Below are 16,469 nucleotides of genomic sequence, written 5' to 3'. Positions count from 1 at the left end.
CTGCCAGCGGTCGAAGTGGCTGGCGTCGCGCCCGTCGAGCAGGCCGCACCGGGGGCCGGGATCAGTCCCGGCTCCACCGGCGCCTTCTCGGCCCGTGTGCGTGTCACGGGCGGAAGCCGGGCAGCTGCTGGAATACCTGTCCCCGCAGGTCGGTGGTCGGCTTCCAGGGGCCGAGCTGCCCGCGTACGGGGACGGGCAGGGGCAACTCCTGGACGTCCGCGAGCTCGAGGTGCCAGGCGCCCGGGTGCGCCCAGGGAGAGCAGAGCGGGGACCCGTCGGGTCCTGGTGGCAGCTGGGGCAGCAGGTGAGCCGGGCGATGCCGACCATCGCGCCGGTGACAAGCTAGCGGCCGCGGATCGTGCGGGAGACGCGCGGGAGACGCAGGGCGGGGCGGTCGATCTGCTGGCCCGCGTGTAGGAGCACCCAGGTACGCTAGGACCAGTGCTGCGGGCGGTTCTCCACCCGCTTCGCATCCGTCAGGATCGCGGTCGTTCAGGGCCGCTTGATGCTTGGCCGTTCGTCACGAGCAGCTCGCACTCGGCGTCGAGTTCCGTCGCCAGTGCGACGCTGCTCCGGCCGGCCCTGCCGGTCCGGGGCGGCAGCGGTGCGTCGTGCAGCTTCCGGATGGCGGCACCCGCTGCGGCCCACGCCGCCGACGCCCCGGTCGACGGCCCTCCGAGGCGCCCGAGTTCGTTCCCGGGAGTGCGGCGATCGCGAGCACGGGCGGCTTGCGCCACAGGATCTCCGGGGTCGGGACCGGCGCGAGGGACATCGCCTCGACCTCGATGTCGATGCGCGCCTGATCGGTGTCCACCTTCAGGAACACGTCGCCGACGCGCAGGGTCGCGCGCTCGGTATGGGCGACGACGACTTCGACCTCATCCATGGGCAACCAGTATCCCGGAGGTGATCGCCGACGTTGCCGACTTCATCGCATGCGATGACACAGCAAGCTGCGTCCCGCTGACCGACAGCCTCGCGCGCGACACCGACACTTGACCAGGCCAAGCCCCCTGCTTCTGCTGGGACTCCAGAAGGGGGGATCGATCCGGGTCCACCGGGCTTCATCGTGCTTCCAGGCAGTCGACGGTGGAGGTTGCTCCGGAAGACCAGGCTGCTCGGGTGTCCGCGCCTGAATGTCCGCGCGCAGTCCTTCATCGTGTGCTCTTGCGGCTTCCTGGCCTCCTGACGGCAGCTCAGGGATTACTCGGGCGAGCGAAAAGCGCCTGTGCGGCCAGCTAAGGCCCTCTCGATTGCCCCTGCATCCACTCATACCCGGAGTGCCGAGATAGGCCGCCTGAGGCCCCATTCTGAACGTCGCTTTTGGGTAGCTAAGAGTGAATTCGGAGAAATGGGTACTCTTCCATGGTCAACTCACCAACCTCACCACGTGCAGGGACGTGACCGGCAAGGATCTGACCCTGTTGCGACTGACATGCAACTGTCGAGAACCGCTCTTCAGTACGCCGACTACGGCGATGAGGAAAACGTTCATAGGGAAACAAGATCCGCATCGCCTTGCCGTCCGTGCACAACACGAGACGATCACCGGGGCGCAGGTCGATGCCTGTACGGGTGGCTCGCGGCGGAGAGGGGTCAAGGATCTGCTGACCACGAAGCCCCGCCTCGACCTGCAGCTCCTGCCAGCGCTCAACGCTGGCGGTCTCGGGCCATCCCAACTCCGCGTATGGGCGGGGCATGCGCTGGCCGCGGAAGCGCATGAACTCGACCTTCGCCACGAAGTGCCCTCGCGCGGCTGTGCCGCCCGCACCGGTGAGGCGTACCAGCAGGTCGCAACCGAAAGGGCTGTCGAGGGGAGCGAGGAGTACACCGCCGGGGCGCAGCTGTTCCAGCCACGCTCGGGGGATCCGGCGGACTGAAGCGGTGGCGACGATCCGGTCGTAGGGGCCGGCTGCCGGGTGTCCTTGTTCGCCGTCGCCAGTGATGACAAGCGGGTCCAGGCCCAGCCCGTCGAGGTTCCTGCGCGCCTGGGCTGCGATGGCGGGATCAACTTCGATGCTGACGACGGTCCCTGGGCCGGTTCGGGTGGCCAGCAGGGCGGTGGTGTATCCGGTACCTGTACCCAGTGAACCGCCCCGGGTTCGGTAGAGACTTCAGATTGTGGTTGTGACCTGGGTTTTCGTGGTCGTGAGGTAGTAGTTGGTCTCGTATTCGACGGGTGGGATGTGCCCTATTTCACCGTGGAGGCGGCGGTGGCAGTACCAGTCGACCCATTCCGCGGTGGCCAGCTCGACCTGGGAGAGCGTCCTCCAGGGCCGCCCCGGTTTGATCAGCTCAGTCTTGAACAGGCCGATCGCAGACTCCATGAGGGCATTGTCGTAGGCGTCACCGACGGAGCCGATCGAGGCCGCGATGCCGGCGGCGTCCAGGTGCTCGGCGAGCCGGAAACTCGTATATTGCGACCCGGCATCGGAATGATGTATCAACTCGCCCCGCTGATGGGGCTGTTCGTCGCGGTCGCGCTGCCACAGGGCCATGTCCAGGGCGTCCAGGACGAGTCTGGTCTCCTTCGACGTGGCGGCGGACCAGCCGACGATCCGGCGGGAGAACGTGTCGACGACGAAGGCGACGTAGACGACTGCCGACCAGGTCTTGACGTGGGTGAAGTCGGCGACCCAGCAGCGGTTGGGGGCGGCCGCGACGAAGTTGCGGTCCAGTAGGTCCGGTGCCCGCTCGACGGCGCTGTCCGGGATCGTGGTGATGATCTTTTTCCCGCGGACGGCGCCGGTGATGCCGAGTTCCCGCATCAGGCGTTCGACGGTGCACCGGGCCACGGGGTGGCCCTGGCGGTGCAGCTCGCGCCATACCTTCCTGGCGCCGTAGACGCGGAAGTTGGCCTCGTGGACCTCGGTGATCAACTCCTTGAGGGCAGCATCGCGCACCCGCCTGGCCGAGGGTTCGGCGGCGCGCTTCTTCGCCGCGTAGTAGGTGGAGGGGGCGATCTTGCAGTCGTGCTCGGTGAGCACGCGGCAGATCGGCTCGACACCGCCGAAGCGGGCCCGGTGCTCGTCGATGAAGGCTACGAGCGTGTGTGTGGCCGGTCGAGCTCGGCCGCGAAGAAACTTGCCGCAGCCTTCAAGATGTCGTTCGCCCGCTTCAGCTCGGCGATCTCCTTCTTCATCGCCTTGATCTGCGCGGACTCCTCCGTGGTCGTCCCCGGACGCTTCCCGGAGTCGACCTCGTCCCGCTTCACCCAGTTCCGCAGGGTCTCGGCCGAACCGATCCCGAGCTTCTGGGCGACCGCTCTCAATGCGGCCGACTCGTTCGGATAGTCACCACGGATCTCGGCGACCATACGGACCGCTCGTTTGCGCAGCTCAGGGGGATAGGAGGAAGGGCGCGCCATGACTCAATCCTTTCACGGAATCAAGTCTCTATCGAACACGGGGCGGTTCACAGTTCGAGTACGCGTTCTCCGGGTCGGGGTGCGAGGTGGCGCAGGAGTTCGATGATGACGCCGCTGGAGGAGATGCTGGATGAGAAGTGGCCCTTCGCGGGTCCGGCTGGCGGGACGCGGCCGTCGTCCAGCTGAGTGATCAGCGGGGCGCCGGTGCTGTAGACAGCTTTCAGCCAGGCGTTGGGACGTTCGGCCCAGTCGATCAGACTGTGCAGGCCGTCCGCGCGGGGGGAGGGCCACCAGACGCGGGCAGGTACGAAGTGCTCGCGGTGCACGGAGAGGAAGATATCCCTAAGCCAGGCGGCGTTCCCGAAACCGGCGGATGCGGCGTCCATTTCCTCTGCGCAGCGGCGACGGAGCGCTGCAGCATCGACCGGCATCTGCGGCGCCACGTCTAGTCGTCGGAGTCGTCGGGCTCCGGCATGGGGTTCCCCGGATCGCCTGGGCTCGAGTAGGGGCCGCCGACTTGGCCGTCCCCCGACTGCCGGTCATCACCATCAGCCAGGACGTGCGTCTGTAAGAGCCTCATATGCACTCCTCTGCCGGTTGCACTTGCGCTTCAACGGTAGCGGGGGATGGGTTGCTTCTGGCTGTCTTGCAGGTTTCGACCGGCTTGGGTACTGAAGGACAGCGCGCGACGGCGGGGGCCAGGGTGCTTGATCCTTCGGTCCCGGCATACCGGCGCGCGCTGCACGGACGAGAGCAACGGCCGTAGTCCGAGTCCCTCTCATCTGCACTGTGCTCAACCTCCTTGCTGTGGGGTCACCCTGACGAGGCGAGTGATCGGCCGGGCAGGTCGCGGCTGACAGGCCACCGCAATTGGTCTGTACCTGTCGGGGCAGAAGAGCGACATGAGCGACAACAGCATCTCGATCACAGTCGAACTGCACGGCGGACCCCTGGATGGGCAAACCACCTCTGTGACCCTCACGGATGAGGACCCCTGGGTTGCGCTTCCCAACGACGGCTGCACCTTCCCTGGCGGCAGCAGCATCTATGCACCCGACACCAACGGCCGCTGGGTGTGGCAGGACGACCAGCCAGCCCAAACCCCGTAACCCCGCATCCGCCCGGCACCATGGCAGCCCCGGAGGAGAAAACATGGATCGCATTCGCATGACAGGTGCCTGGCTGGCTGACCTCACGGCAGCTTTGCTGTGCAGGGAAGAGGAGGTACTCCTCGGAGTCCTTCAGCAACCCGACTATCCCGCGCTCGTGTCATGTCCGATCTGCGACGAGGGCCCGGAAAGCGTCGTGTCACGTGTCGAGGACCCGACAATTGACGGACGCCGGGTGGTTCTCGTGGACTTCAAACCCTGTCGGCATGGCATCTGGGTGCCCGCCGACGAATAGCAGACCGCCTGAACCCTCCACACCACCCTGCCTGGTGCCAAGACAAGGGGGCCACCACCAGGCGTCGCCGGCTTGGCCGCGCACCAGGTAGGCGTTGGAGCCGCCGATGAGGATGCCCTTCACGAGCGGGATCAGGGCCTGGCTGTCGTCCAGGCTGGCCCCGGAGATGCCGACGGATACGGGCAGACCCGATCGTTCCGTGATCAGGTGGATCTTCGAGCCGTACTTGCCCCGGTCGACGGGATTCGGACCTGTCAGGTCCCCCTTTTCAGGGCCCGCATGTTCACCGAGTCGATCGCGCACCCCCCGGGCGGTGCCTTACTCTCTGGATGCCGCCGCCAGCCAGGTCTGCCAGACGTGACGCGTATTCGGCACTTTGGGGCGGTCCAGGAGCCAGAGAATGTATCCGGCATGGCGCTGCGCCCATGGATTGTCCGAACGGGCGGCCGTCTTTAGCCTGGTGCGCAGGTCGTCACTGTCCACAGCCCTGGCCGCGCGCACGTACTCGCGGTCCTTGCACCGGTAAGGCCGCTGTACAACGATCTCGATCAGGTCGGCAAGCTTGGCTCTGACCGTCTCATCGTGGTGGGCGACAGCCACGTCTCGGATGAGGCTCTGCTTCGTTCCCCATGCCTTGGCAAGCCGTGTCCACTCCTGCGGATATCTTGCCTCCCATTCCAGGAAGAGCAGTGCGTAGGGGAGACCCGGCCACACGACGATGTCGGGGCCGGCCGGCCGGTCCCACAACGCGTCGGGCAGCGAATACTTGCGGATCTCCTCGTAGTTCCTGCTCGCCGTTTTCCGTCTCAGCGAATACCCCCGTCGCCATGTCCTGTTGTACCGATTCAAGGCATCCCGGGTGTTCCTCTCGGCGTCAGCCAGACGGGCAAGCGCCGCAGCACGTACAGCCGGATCGCTTGCTATCAGCCCGTACGCCCAACCCAGCCGCTCGTACCACACACCGACACCATCGATGCCCACGCCCGTATCATCCGTCGTCACCTGGTAGATCATGCTCTACCTCTCAACGCCGTCATCCCATCAGAGCGGCCGCTCTGATGGGATGACGGCGAGGCCGGCCGCAACGCACGAGACACCCGTGCCGTTGAGAGAGGTGTTCAACGGCTCAACTCAATGGCGCAGGTGTCTCGTTGGTCTGCGTACGAGGACAAGAAGGCGACGCGCAGTGGCCGATGAGCCCGACGAGGTGCCGCACCTGGACGTGCCGGTCGGCATGTTCGAGGACATCGAGGACCTCAAAAGCCAGCTCGCCGGCCTGACCGCCCTGGTTGAGGCTCGTACCCGCGGCGACAGCGCGGAGCCGGGCGAGACCTCCGCCGACGAGGAGGAACCGGCCGGCGGAGAGGCAGAGGTCGAGGATGAGTGGCAGTATCCGCCGTTCATCCTGCTGCTGGACCCGCCGCAGTACGACGACGAGCTGCGGGGCCTGATCGAGTGGGTCGAGGGCGTCCTCGTGCCCGGCTACCTCGGCGAGCCGTCGGCCGACGCTAAATGGTGCCACCGGTGGTTCGAGCACTCCGTGGCCATCGCCCGCCTGCACGCCGCGTGGCTGGCAGGGCAGGAGCTGACCGACCCGGCCTCCTGCGGATACACCGGACCGTCCGTGTGGCACCGCGACCACCTGGACCCCGCCCTGCGGCAACTGCGCGGAGCGGCCGGGCCCTTCGCAGGCTGCACCGAGGGCGAGCACCAGGTGACACACCGCCTGCCCAGTCTGGTGCCCAGCGCCTGGACCCATGAAGACGGCGCATGATCGACCGGGGCCGGGGCCATCATGCGTGAGCTGGGCTGGGGTGTCGTACGCCTTTCGCCGAGGCCTGACACCATGGGGCGCTGCGCGACGACCAGCCAATTCTTGCTCTGACGACGGCCCAGATGGGCCAGGAGGCACGTGACGTCCTCATCGCCCGTCTGCGGGAGGGGGAGTCGCTGGACCAGGCCGCCGAGCAATGCGGGCTCGACTTGCAGCACGTACTCGACAGCGTGCCGTACGACCCTCAGCTCGCCATCGTTTTGGTCGGCCGGGACCCCTACACCCCGCAGGAGCGCCAGATCGCACAGCGCGGCGTCTTCCTGGGCCAGCTGGCCCTGGGCGTGCGGGTGGCCGATGCCGCACGCGCCGCCGACGTGACCACCTCTCAGGTCCGCAAGTGGGCGGACGCCGACCCGCACTTCGGCCGGGCCTACCAGGCGGTCGTCCGGTACACCAAGGAATTCGCCGTATCGAGGCGGTCGCGCGCGAACCTCGTCCCGGAGCACGCGACCAAGCTGTTCGCGCTGCTGGAGACCGGCCGGTACAGCGTCGCCGGGGCATCGATCGAGATCGGAATCAGTGAGGGTGTCGTTTACGCCAGAATAAAGCGCGACAAAGCCTTCGCCGCGCGGTTACAGCAGGCGCAGGAGCGTGGACGGGCCGCCCGTGAAGCGCGAGCGCCTGCATGGTCTCGAAGCCGTAGCTGACGTCGCGAAGCGAAGCGGCGCCCGAGTGAATCGGGCGCCGCTTTCTCGTGTCTGGCCTGAGCGCCTCAGCCTCGTGTGCTCATCCGCAGGCGTAGCCGGTGGAGTCAGAAGGCCACGGACTCCCTCAGCGCCCGCTGGCGGTGGCCCGGTCAGTTGCCGCCATCCACCGAGGCTGTCAGACCAATGCCCAGCTGGGCGAAGGCGATGCGGAAGACAGCGACGTTCTCCCTGGTCATCGTGTAGGCGATGGCCTTCTGCCAGCTGGGGTGTTCGGGGTCGTACCGGGGCGTGATGGGTGCCTCGGTGCCCGAGGGCCACCACTTGCGACGCACGCCGCGCGGCACCGCACGGGACAGGGCGATGGTCGGGCCGCGCAGTTCGCCGCGGAAGGCCTCGCGCAGCTCCTCGGCGGGCTTGTCGCCGTCCGCGTCCACGACAAGCTGGGCGAAGCGCAGGGCGTTGGCCGGCAGGGAGGCGAGGTACCGCTCCGCGCGTTCAGGGGTCCAACCGGTGTCGATGGCGGTGACAGTCAACTCCGCGCCCTGCTGCGCGGCGAAGGCAAGCACCTTCTCGGCGAACGCCTCGCTGGCGCCCTCAATGGTGATCCTCATGAACCTCTCCGGATGCGGTCTCGTCGGCACCCCCCGAGTGATGGTGAGGAGCAGATGCCCGGCCCCGCTCCCCACAAGATGGCTACTTGCTGCGTCCCCTGCGTTGCCCGGGCCCCTCGGCGCCGCCGCGCGGTGCGGCTTGGTCTGTCGGTGCCGGGCCCTTCCCGGGAACCGGCGGGCAGCTGGGGGTGGTGGTGCTGCGCGAGCGGGCGGCCGCGCTCGATATGCGAGGGGTGCCGGGACCCACCCTTGCCAGAAGGGGGGCGGCCAGCTGGTCGATGCGGTCGAGCTGAGGGCCGAAGTCCGCAGGGAGGCCCTCACGCAGCTTGCGCTGGACGCCGAGGAAGTCCTGGGACTCCTCCGGCGCCCAGGGCCGGTTGCGCTCCCGCTCCACGCTCTGGCGCAGCGCCATCCGATTGCGGGAGAGCTCGACGGCGTCGGCCGCGAACCGGGGCGTGGACTCGCCGCGGCGGTAGACGGCGGCGAAGTCCGAGAGCCCCTCGCGCACGATGACCTCGCACGAGTCGGCGATGCCCGTGTACGAGGCCAGCGCCTTCTCCGGGACGGTCAGGCGGCCTTGTCCTCGGTCGAGCACCTGCTCGTGATAGCGGTTGAGGACGCCCTGCTCACTCAACGCCTGGGAGACAGCCAGGACGAAGGTGTCGATGCGGGTGCCTACGTCCCGGTAGCTGCGCATGGTCTCAGCCAGGAACTGCGGGTCCATGGCGGTCTCCTGGACCAGGGCGTTGAGCTTCCGGCCACCGGAGAGGTCTTCGCCGCGCACGAACTGCTGTGCCTGCTTCATCCAGGCCCATCCGTCGGGTCCGGTGTGTCGCCTTCAACCGCGAGCTGACCCCGGCCGAGCGGGCCGCGTGGAAAGTCGGAGAGTCCGGACGCCGGGCGAAGTCGGTGTGGGCCTTGGATCAAGGCCCGAGAGCGTCAGCTGCCTGCTTGCCCATTACCGGCCCTGAGACACGAAAAGGCCCGCACCCCATTGCTTTGGGCTTGGGTTCTAACGGTCCTCGCAACACCCACGATCTGTGGGAGTTGCGAGGACCGTGGCCGTTGAGCGGGTTGATCTTGCGGGGTTGAAGGAGCGTTTCCTTGCACGGCTGGATGCCGTGGGGAACGTGACGGTGGTGGCGCGTGAGCTGGGTGTGAACCGGAACACGGCGTTCGGTTGGGCTCGGAGATCCGGTCGCGGGTCGGTACGTCTGCCGCGGCGGCATCCGCGGCGGGAGGAGTACGAGCAATTGCGGGCCACGGGCGCCTCGCAGTCCGAGGCGGCCCGGCGCATCGGGGTGAACAGGCGCACAGCCAGGGACTGGGACCAGGGCGTCAAGAAAACTCGCACCACGCGGACCTACGCCGACGGCCGCCGTGTCGATTACGCGGCGGGGACCGCCACGATGTTCGGTGTGACCACAGCATCGATGGGTCTGGCGACCCTGGACAAGCAGCTGCACCCCAGGTTCCTGGCTCTTTCCGAGCGCGAGCGGATCCGGGATCTGCTCGCGGTGGGCCACTCGCTGCGGGCGATCGGACGCGCCCTGGGCCGGCCCGCCAGCACGATCAAGCGGGAGATCGATGCGAACTCGGGCGTCGAGGGCTATCAGCCCTATGCGGCCCACCGCGCAGCCGCAGCACGCCGGCCCCGGCCCAAGGACCGCAAGCTGCTACGCGAGAGCCGGCTGCGCCGCTTCGTCCAGGACGGCTTGCGGACACGATGGTCGCCGGAGCAGATCTGCCACGCTCTGCGCAAGGAGCATCCCGACGACCAGAGCATGCGGGTGAGCGTGGAAACGATCTACCAGGCACTGTATTTCCAGGCCCGTGGCGGCCTGAAGCGGGAAGTGCAGGCAGCAATCCGCTCCGGTCGCACCCGCCGCAAAGCACGCCGGGACCCCGAGCGGCGCACGCCACGGTTCACCGACCCAATGGTCATGATCAGCGATCGTCCCGCCGCTATCGAGGACCGGGCCGTTCCCGGGCACTGGGAAGGCGACCTGATCATCGGAGCCAGCAGCCGCTCCGCGATCGCCACCCTGGTCGAGCGGAGCACCCGCTACACCATGCTGGTCCACCTGCCCGGCGGAGCCCACGACGCCGAAACCGTCCGTGACGGCCTCGTCCGCACCATCCAGACCCTGCCCGCACATCTGCGGGGATCGCTCACCTGGGACCAGGGAAGCGAGATGGCACGCCACCAGCAGTTCACCCTGGCCACCGGCATGCCCGTCTACTTCTGCAACCCCGCCTCACCCTGGCAACGCGGCTCCAACGAGAACACCAACGGCCTGCTCCGCCAGTACTTCCCCAAAGCCACCGACCTCAGCCTCCACAGCCCCGAAGACCTCGAACACGTCGCCCAGGAACTCAACGGCCGCCCACGCAAGACGCTCGACTGGGATACCCCAGCCGAGCGTCTACGTGATCTACTCACCACCTAAAACCAAGTGGTGTTGCGATGACCCCTGGAACCCAAGGGGGGGCGGGCCTTTTCGTGGCGCTGATCCAGGTGCGAGGCCGTCAGGTAGCGGGTGCACCTTCGTGGGGATCAGGGAAGCCGACAGGGTCACCGGGGCTGCGCGGGAAGCTCGGATGGAGGCGAGGGTGGAGAGCCGCACCGCTCAGTGCGGGTGGGCGCGGCTCTCCGGTGGGTGGTGAGGTTGTGGTCGGGTCAGGCGGACAGGCTCGGGCGTGGTCAGCGGGCCGGGGAGGACCGAGTGCGCCGCCATGGCCGTCGCCACCGTTGGCTCCGAGCGGCCGCATTCAGGGCGCTGGCGAGGTTGTTGCGGCTGGTGAGGGTGTCGGGGTGGTCGGGCCCCAGCACACGTTCGCGGCCGGTGAGGGTTCGCTGATGGAGGACCACGGACTCCTGGTAGCGGCCGAGCGAGCCCAAGGCGCTGGCGAGGTTGTTGCGGCTGGTGAAGGTGTGCGGGTGGTCGGGCCCCAGCACACGTTCGCAGTCGGTGAGGGTTCGCTGGTGGAGGTCGGCGGCCTCCTGGTGACGGCCGAGCGCCTGCAGAGCGCTGGCGAGGTTGTTGCGGCTGGTGAGGGTGTCGGGATGGTCGGGCCCCAGCACACGTTCGGAGACGGTGAGAATCTGCTGGTGGAGGTCGGCGGCCTCCTGGTGACGGCCGAGCGCCTGCAGAGCGAGTGCGAGGTTGCTGCGGCTGGTGAGGGTGTCGGGATGGTCGGGCCCCAGCACACGTTCGCGGTCGGCGAGCGTCCGCTGGTGGAGCTCGGCGGACTCCTGGTGACGGCCGAGCGCAAGTAGGGCGCGAGCGAGGTTGCTGCGGCTGGGAAAGGTGTTGGGGTGGTCGGGCCCCAGGATGCGTTCGCGGTCGGCGAGCGTCTGCTGGTGGAGGTCGGCGGACTCCTGGTGACGGCCGAGCGCCTGCAGAGCGCTGGCGAGGTTGCCGCGGCTGGTGAGGGTGTCGGGATGGTCGGGCCCCAGCACACGTTCGCGGTCGGCGAGCGTCTGCTGGTGGAGGTCGGCAGCCTCCTGGTGACGGCCGAGCGCGCGCACGGTGTGGGCGAGATTGCTGCGGCTGATGAGGCTGTCGGGATGATCCGGGCCAAGGTGGTGAGTTTCGGCGTCGAGGACGCACTGGCGCAGCAGGTGTTCCTCGGCCGCGGCGCCGGCGTCTCGGACTGTGTCGGCGACGCTGTCGAGCACGTTGCGGGTGGTGGTGAAGTCGGTGGGAGACGTGCGGTGGAGGAGAGCTGGGAGGTGTGGGGCGAGGAGGCGTGCGGTGGGCCAGCCGGCGCGGCCGGCGCTGGTGGTGTCGTGAACGGTGCGGGTGAGGTGGGTGTCGAGCGCGGTGTGGCAGGTGGTGCGGTCGGTGCCGGGGGGTGCCGTGAGGCCGATGACGTCGTGGACCAGGGGGTGCAGCACGACCTGCCCGACGGTGAGCGCTTGCAGCTCACTCGTGCCGTTCGGCGGCGCGGTGGGGGTGCTGATGAGGCTGTACTGGTGGAGGGCCGCGAGAGCGGCGTCGAGTTCGGCCGCTGTGGCGCTCTGCCCGGTGGCGTCGGTGAGGAGGGCGGGGGTGAGGAACGCGCGGGGGACGGGCGCCGGTGCGAGGAGGGCGAGGAGGAACAGGGTGGGGCGGGCGAGGGTGTAGCCGTCGGTGTGGAGCTGGGTGAGGGAGAGGTCGAAGGTGTGCCGGACCACCCTGCGGGCGATCTCCGGGTCGGCGCCTTGCGGGTGTTCGGCGCCGAGGAGGTCGCCGAACTCGGTGTCGAGGGCGTGCTGGTAGGCGGTGAAGGTGCGGTAGCGGCTGGTGGGGTTGGCGAGGTAGCGCCCCGCGGTGTCCAGAGCGAGAGGGAGCCCGCCGAGTCGTCCTCCGAGAGCGGCGGCCTCCTCCGTGGTCCCGGCGGCGGGTGCGGCGTCGCGCAGCACCGCGCCCGAAGCGTCGACGGACAGGGGTTCGAGCGGAACGAGGCGGGCCCTGGGCCCCCACGTGTCGCGTGCGCTGTCGCGGGTGGTGACCAGGAGGAGTCCGGCGCCCTCGGGGCGCACCCACCCCCGGTAGGAGCCCGGCAGTTCGCTGCCGGGGCCGAGGTTGCGGGGGGTGTCGACGTTGTCGAGCACGATGACCCACCCTGGCACGGCGGCCAAGTGCTCCCACACCACGTCGACGAGGGCGGCCCGGCCGCTCTGGGCGTCATGGAGACGGCTTTCGGCGAGTCCCAGTTCCTGGGCGATGCGGGTGAGGTCGTGAGCGAGACGGGTGGCATCGTCCTGCCACCGCACCCAGAACACCGCCCGCCCCTTCTTCTCGGCCTGTTGGGCGGCCTGGGCTGCGAGGGTGGTCTTGCCCAGCCCGCCCGTCCCGCAGAGAACGACGAGCCCACCGTTACGGCCGGCTGCCAGCCGGTGGAGGTCGGCGAGCTCGCTGTCACGGCCATGCACCTGCGCCTGGACAGTGGGAGCACGGTAGGAAGCGTGAGCAGCGGCAGCCCGCACCCAACGCCCACTCGCCCCACCGCCTGCCGGGGGTTGATTGGCGGGCGCGGGTGAACGTAGAGCGACCAGTGCTACGACGAGGCCGATCGTCCCGACGAATCCGCCGATCACGCTGGAGAGCTGATCCGCCACCTCCAGCCCAACCTGGGCGACCACCCGCGTGATCCCCCAGGCAACCCCGCCCGCAACCACGGCCCATACCAACGCCCGCAGCAGCCGGCCAGGCGCCCAACGCCACCGCTCCATACGCCCGCCCACCATGCCCGCAACTCCTCCGCACCGATCGCTCCCCATACACAGAGGATGTCTTCAGCTACAGGCTCGCGGGCAGGGCCGGTACTTCCGGTACGCAGCCGTGACAGCATTTTGGGAAACAGCTGTGCCTGGCCCGCGCGCGGGACGGTGGTCCGGCTGTCTGGTACGGCGCCGGAACGCAAAAGAGCGGCCCTTGCCGCCCAGATCCGGGCAGCAAGGGCCGCTATGGTGCGGTCAGGATCGCGGTCGTCCAGGGCTGCTTGATGCTGATGCCACGGATCCAGTCGCCCTCGGGCAGGGTCAGGGCACTCATGCTGCTCGCCCCCACACCGCTGTCCCCGGGCGGCCGGCCCGGCGCCCATTGGTGGACGGCGTGGCCGCGTGCGTGGCCTTGGCGAGGACCGCCTGGCCTGAGTGCTTACCGTCGTAAAGCGCGGCGTCGGCCGCCCTCTGCAACAAAGTCAGGTCTCGGGAGCCGACCGAGGCCGGGGCCGCTGCGCCGACGGACGCGGCGACGTCGACCGTGCGGCCGTCGTCCAGGGTGACCGGGGTGTGCAGCATCCGGACCAGCTGCTCCAGGCGCAGCGCTCGGCGATCGGCGGCGAGCTCCAGGACCACGGCGAACTCATCGCCCCCGAGGCGGCCGACGGACGCGCGCGGGCCTGCCCACGCGGTGAGGCGGGCTCCGATCGCAGCGAGGACGGAGTCGCCCGCCTCGTGGCCCATGCCGTCATTGATCTGCTTGAAGTGGTCCGCGTCGGAAACGCGTGGGTTCGCGGATTCCGGGAGCGGAGAGATGACGAACCCACTCGCCTCTCAGCCTTGGATGCGGTGTCGGAAGCGGGTTCGACGCGGGGCATTGGGGGTGACCGGTCGTGGTCGAGGATGATGCGGGAATGAATGATCAGGTTCCCGCCGTAATCCCAGCGCTGGTGTTCGATCGGGAGCACGTACCCGTGCTCGTCGGCGGCTCGGTGGTAGCCGGGCGCTTCACAGTGGGGGGTGCCAGTGTCGTCATAGGCCCGGTCGGAATGGTGATCATCGCGGAAGCGGGTGACGCACCCGCCAAAAGCGGTGTGTGGAGCGCTGAGGAGGTCCGCTTGATCGGGCCCGCACCTGCGCCGATCACAGAGCGACTCATGAGGGTGTTTTGAGCAGGTAGTTCTGGCCCCACTCGGGCAACGTGGTTTGGCCCCAGGGCGGGGTGGGTCGGGGACGGTTGTTCCAGGTTCTTTTGGCCCCACCTGGCCGTCGGACCGTCCGTAGCTTTCAGCGAAAAATCAACGCTAGGCAGTTGATCTAGACGGCGTGGGCCGCCTGGGTACGGAGAAGGCCCCGCCCTTCGGTGGCCGAGGAGCGGGGCCTTCTGTCTTGCTACTTGTCGGAGGGCTCGTCGTCCCCCGAACCGCGCAGGTCATGCCACTCGTCGATGGTGCGGCCGATCTGCCGCATCAGCTCACGTAGCTGCGCGAGAAGTAGAAAGAGCAGGCCGAAGAGCGGGTCCGACCGGAGTACGCCGGAAACCTGCCGTAGGGCAGTGATGCATCGCGCTGAGCTGGGGATTTTCCTGTCGCATTGATGTTCGTCAGAGTCGTCGCCGCGCGGGGGCCTTTGTCCGGTTGATGGTCGGGTGGTGGTTTCGTGGCGTCGATCGAGCGGACGGCGTATCCGCGGTTGAAACACGCGGTGTCGGCGCGGGAGTTGCCCACCTCGGCAGCACGAATCCGGGAGGCAACGGCGCTGCCCCGGCTCGAGGCCGCGTCAGCGGCAGGCCGGAGAGGGCACGGAGGGTGGCGGTGCAGGGACTCGGCCGTTCAGCGGCTCCGGTCGACGCGGTCGACGAAGTCGCCGACCGCGGTGGCGAAGGCGGCGGGCGCCTCCTGCGCGACGAAATGCCCGACGTCCGGGATCGTGACCGCGGTGACGTCGCCGGCGACCTGGCGCATCGTCCGCTCGGTGAAGGGGGCGTTGATGCCGTCGACGGCGAGCACGGGAACGGTCAGCGGCCGCGACTCGGCCAGTGCCCGCATCCGGTCGCCGCCAGTCAGGGAGGAACGGTAGAGCCCCTCGGTGCCGCGCCAGCCGCTCGGCCGCGCGTAGGTGCGGGCGAACTCGTCGAGGTCGGCCTCGGTGACCCCACCCGGCACCATCGTCATCACCGAGACGGCCCAGTCGAGCATCACTCGCTCGCGGCCGGCCAGGAACAGCTCCGGAATTCCCGGGGCGGCCAGGAATCCCACGTGCCAGGAGCCGCCGTTCCTCACGTCGGCCAGCATCTCCCAGCCGTACCCCGGAAGGGTGGTCTCGACGCCGGTGAAGCTTAGGACGTCGCCGGGGTGCGTGGCCGCGAACGCGAAGACCGGCCCGCCGCTGATGTCCTGGCAGGTCACGTGCACGGGCCCGACGCCGAGGTGGGCGACCAGCCGGTGCAGGTCCTCCGCCATGGTGGCCAAGTCGTGGTCGCCGTCGGCGATGCCGGAGTCGCCGAAGCCGCGCAGGTCGACGGCGAACACCCGGTGGGTGGCGGCGAGCAGCGGGATGACGTCGCGGAAGGCCCACCAGGACTCCGGCCACCCGTGCACCAGCAGGATCGGGGAGCCGGTGTCGCCCGCCGAGACGTAGTGCAACGTGGTGCCGTTGACCTCGGCGGTGTGGTGCGTGACGCCCGCCACGGCGGGCGAGGCGGTCACGAAAGAGCTGGTCATGCGATGACTCCCAAGATAGACAATCAGGTTGACTGTAATGTTGGCCAACCTGGTTGTCCACGTCAAGGGAAGATCTAGACTGTGGTCATGTCCTCACGATCCGGCGCCGATCTCGCCCTGCTGCTCCTGGGCAGCTATCGCAATCTGGTGGACGAAGTGGTCCGGGAGCTGGCGACCCGGGGATACCCCGACGCCCGGCCGTCGCACGAGTACGCGATCCGGGCCATCCGAGCTGGCGCCGACAGCGCCTCGGACTTGGCCCGCAGACTCGCCATCACCAAGCAGGCCGCAGCGAAGACGATCGCCGCGCTCGTCGAACGCGGGTACGTCACCACCGAGACCGACCCCGCCGACAGCCGCCGCAAGAACATCCGGATCACCGATCACGGGATCGGGCTGATCACCGAGAGCACGGCGATCTTCGACGAGGTGCGGGCCCGCTGGGAAGTGCGTCTGGGCGCCGACGAACTCGCCGAGCTGGAAACGCAGCTCGCCCAATTCGTCGGCGACTCGCCCATCAACCTCGACGCTCCGGGCTGGGCGGCGGGACAGGAACTGCGCTAGGGCCTGTTGTGAAAGTGCTGGCCACGTGGGGTCTGGTGTCCATGGGGGGCATCGTTGTCAGTGGTGCTGTGCATGATCGGCGCACCAGCTCTTCGCGAAGGTAGGAA

Annotated in this window: 14 protein-coding genes and 2 pseudogenes; 5 read left to right on the top strand and 11 right to left on the bottom strand. The window is 68.6% G+C overall.

Features of this window, described 5'->3' with window-relative positions:
- Positions 1-512: 512 nt before the first annotated feature.
- The 4 genes and pseudogenes from ACK8N7_RS00980 to ACK8N7_RS00965 form a co-directional block, all read right to left on the bottom strand.
- Positions 513-886, bottom strand: a pseudogene (locus ACK8N7_RS00980) (aminoglycoside phosphotransferase family protein); the annotation flags it as partial.
- Between the two features lie 445 nt (positions 887-1,331).
- Complete coding sequence (locus ACK8N7_RS00975) at positions 1,332-2,054, bottom strand: hypothetical protein (RefSeq protein ID WP_500445641.1); 723 nt, start codon at positions 2,052-2,054, stop codon at positions 1,332-1,334.
- A 60-nt stretch (positions 2,055-2,114) separates the two neighbouring features.
- Positions 2,115-3,367 (bottom strand): IS3 family transposase gene (locus tag ACK8N7_RS00970; protein WP_403220033.1). Its coding sequence is split into 2 segments (ribosomal slippage): positions 2,115-3,085 and positions 3,085-3,367, totalling 1,254 coding nucleotides; the frame shifts between segments, so codons are not numbered across the junction.
- Between the two features lie 47 nt (positions 3,368-3,414).
- On the bottom strand, positions 3,415-3,753 hold the full coding sequence (locus ACK8N7_RS00965; RefSeq protein ID WP_500440379.1) for a hypothetical protein: 339 nt from the start codon (positions 3,751-3,753) through the stop codon (positions 3,415-3,417).
- A gap of 516 nt (positions 3,754-4,269) precedes the next feature.
- Between ACK8N7_RS00965 and ACK8N7_RS00960 the strand changes: the two genes are divergently transcribed.
- Positions 4,270-4,476, top strand: coding sequence for a hypothetical protein (locus ACK8N7_RS00960; RefSeq protein WP_403218495.1), 207 nt, complete (start codon positions 4,270-4,272; stop codon positions 4,474-4,476).
- 406 nt (positions 4,477-4,882) lie between these two features.
- Here the strand turns inward: ACK8N7_RS00960 and ACK8N7_RS00955 are convergent.
- A pseudogene (locus tag ACK8N7_RS00955) lies at positions 4,883-5,073 on the bottom strand (IS5/IS1182 family transposase); the annotation flags it as partial.
- 16 nt (positions 5,074-5,089) lie between these two features.
- Complete coding sequence (locus ACK8N7_RS00950; protein WP_500440378.1) at positions 5,090-5,785, bottom strand: hypothetical protein; 696 nt, start codon at positions 5,783-5,785, stop codon at positions 5,090-5,092.
- 172 nt (positions 5,786-5,957) lie between these two features.
- Here ACK8N7_RS00950 and ACK8N7_RS00945 point away from each other — a divergent pair, with 172 nt between their 5' ends.
- Positions 5,958-6,545: a DUF4913 domain-containing protein gene (locus ACK8N7_RS00945; RefSeq protein ID WP_403218497.1), complete on the top strand. Its 588-nt coding sequence runs from the start codon at positions 5,958-5,960 to the stop codon at positions 6,543-6,545.
- A gap of 122 nt (positions 6,546-6,667) precedes the next feature.
- Positions 6,668-7,252 carry a hypothetical protein gene (locus ACK8N7_RS00940; protein ID WP_403218498.1) on the top strand — a complete coding sequence of 195 codons (585 nt, stop codon included), beginning with the start codon at positions 6,668-6,670 and terminating at the stop codon, positions 7,250-7,252.
- Between the two features lie 149 nt (positions 7,253-7,401).
- Here ACK8N7_RS00940 and ACK8N7_RS00935 read toward each other — a convergent pair whose 3' ends face one another.
- Both ACK8N7_RS00935 and ACK8N7_RS00930 read right to left on the bottom strand, forming a co-directional pair.
- Positions 7,402-7,863 carry a hypothetical protein gene (locus ACK8N7_RS00935; protein WP_403218499.1) on the bottom strand — a complete coding sequence of 154 codons (462 nt, stop codon included), beginning with the start codon at positions 7,861-7,863 and terminating at the stop codon, positions 7,402-7,404.
- Positions 7,864-7,945: 82 nt separating this feature from the next.
- The gene (locus ACK8N7_RS00930) at positions 7,946-8,668 is read right to left on the bottom strand and encodes a zeta toxin family protein (protein WP_403218500.1); all 723 of its coding nucleotides are present in this window, start codon (positions 8,666-8,668) and stop codon (positions 7,946-7,948) included.
- Positions 8,669-9,077: 409 nt separating this feature from the next.
- Here ACK8N7_RS00930 and ACK8N7_RS00925 point away from each other — a divergent pair, with 409 nt between their 5' ends.
- Positions 9,078-10,313 (top strand): IS30 family transposase, encoded by a 1,236-nt coding sequence (locus tag ACK8N7_RS00925; protein WP_500445639.1) that lies wholly within the window; start codon positions 9,078-9,080, stop codon positions 10,311-10,313.
- Between the two features lie 254 nt (positions 10,314-10,567).
- Here the strand turns inward: ACK8N7_RS00925 and ACK8N7_RS00920 are convergent, their stop codons facing one another.
- From ACK8N7_RS00920 to ACK8N7_RS00910, 3 genes are all read right to left on the bottom strand, one after another.
- Positions 10,568-12,784 carry a tetratricopeptide repeat protein gene (locus ACK8N7_RS00920; RefSeq protein ID WP_500440377.1) on the bottom strand — a complete coding sequence of 739 codons (2,217 nt, stop codon included), beginning with the start codon at positions 12,782-12,784 and terminating at the stop codon, positions 10,568-10,570.
- Positions 12,785-13,402: 618 nt separating this feature from the next.
- Complete coding sequence (locus ACK8N7_RS00915) at positions 13,403-13,891, bottom strand: GGDEF domain-containing protein (protein WP_500445637.1); 489 nt, start codon at positions 13,889-13,891, stop codon at positions 13,403-13,405.
- Between the two features lie 1,016 nt (positions 13,892-14,907).
- Positions 14,908-15,798 (bottom strand): alpha/beta fold hydrolase, encoded by an 891-nt coding sequence (locus ACK8N7_RS00910; protein WP_500440376.1) that lies wholly within the window; start codon positions 15,796-15,798, stop codon positions 14,908-14,910.
- Between the two features lie 87 nt (positions 15,799-15,885).
- Between ACK8N7_RS00910 and ACK8N7_RS00905 the strand changes: the two genes are divergently transcribed.
- A complete protein-coding gene (locus tag ACK8N7_RS00905) occupies positions 15,886-16,362 on the top strand; it encodes a MarR family winged helix-turn-helix transcriptional regulator (RefSeq protein ID WP_403218835.1) in 477 nt (158 codons plus the stop codon).
- The last annotated feature ends 107 nt before the right edge of the window (positions 16,363-16,469 follow it).

The organism is Streptomyces griseobrunneus, from assembly GCF_046713465.1.
Taxonomy (GTDB): Bacteria; Actinomycetota; Actinomycetes; order Streptomycetales; family Streptomycetaceae; genus Streptomyces; species Streptomyces microflavus.
Note: the sequence above shows the minus strand (reverse complement) of the source record. Positions and strands in the feature narration are given on the sequence as shown.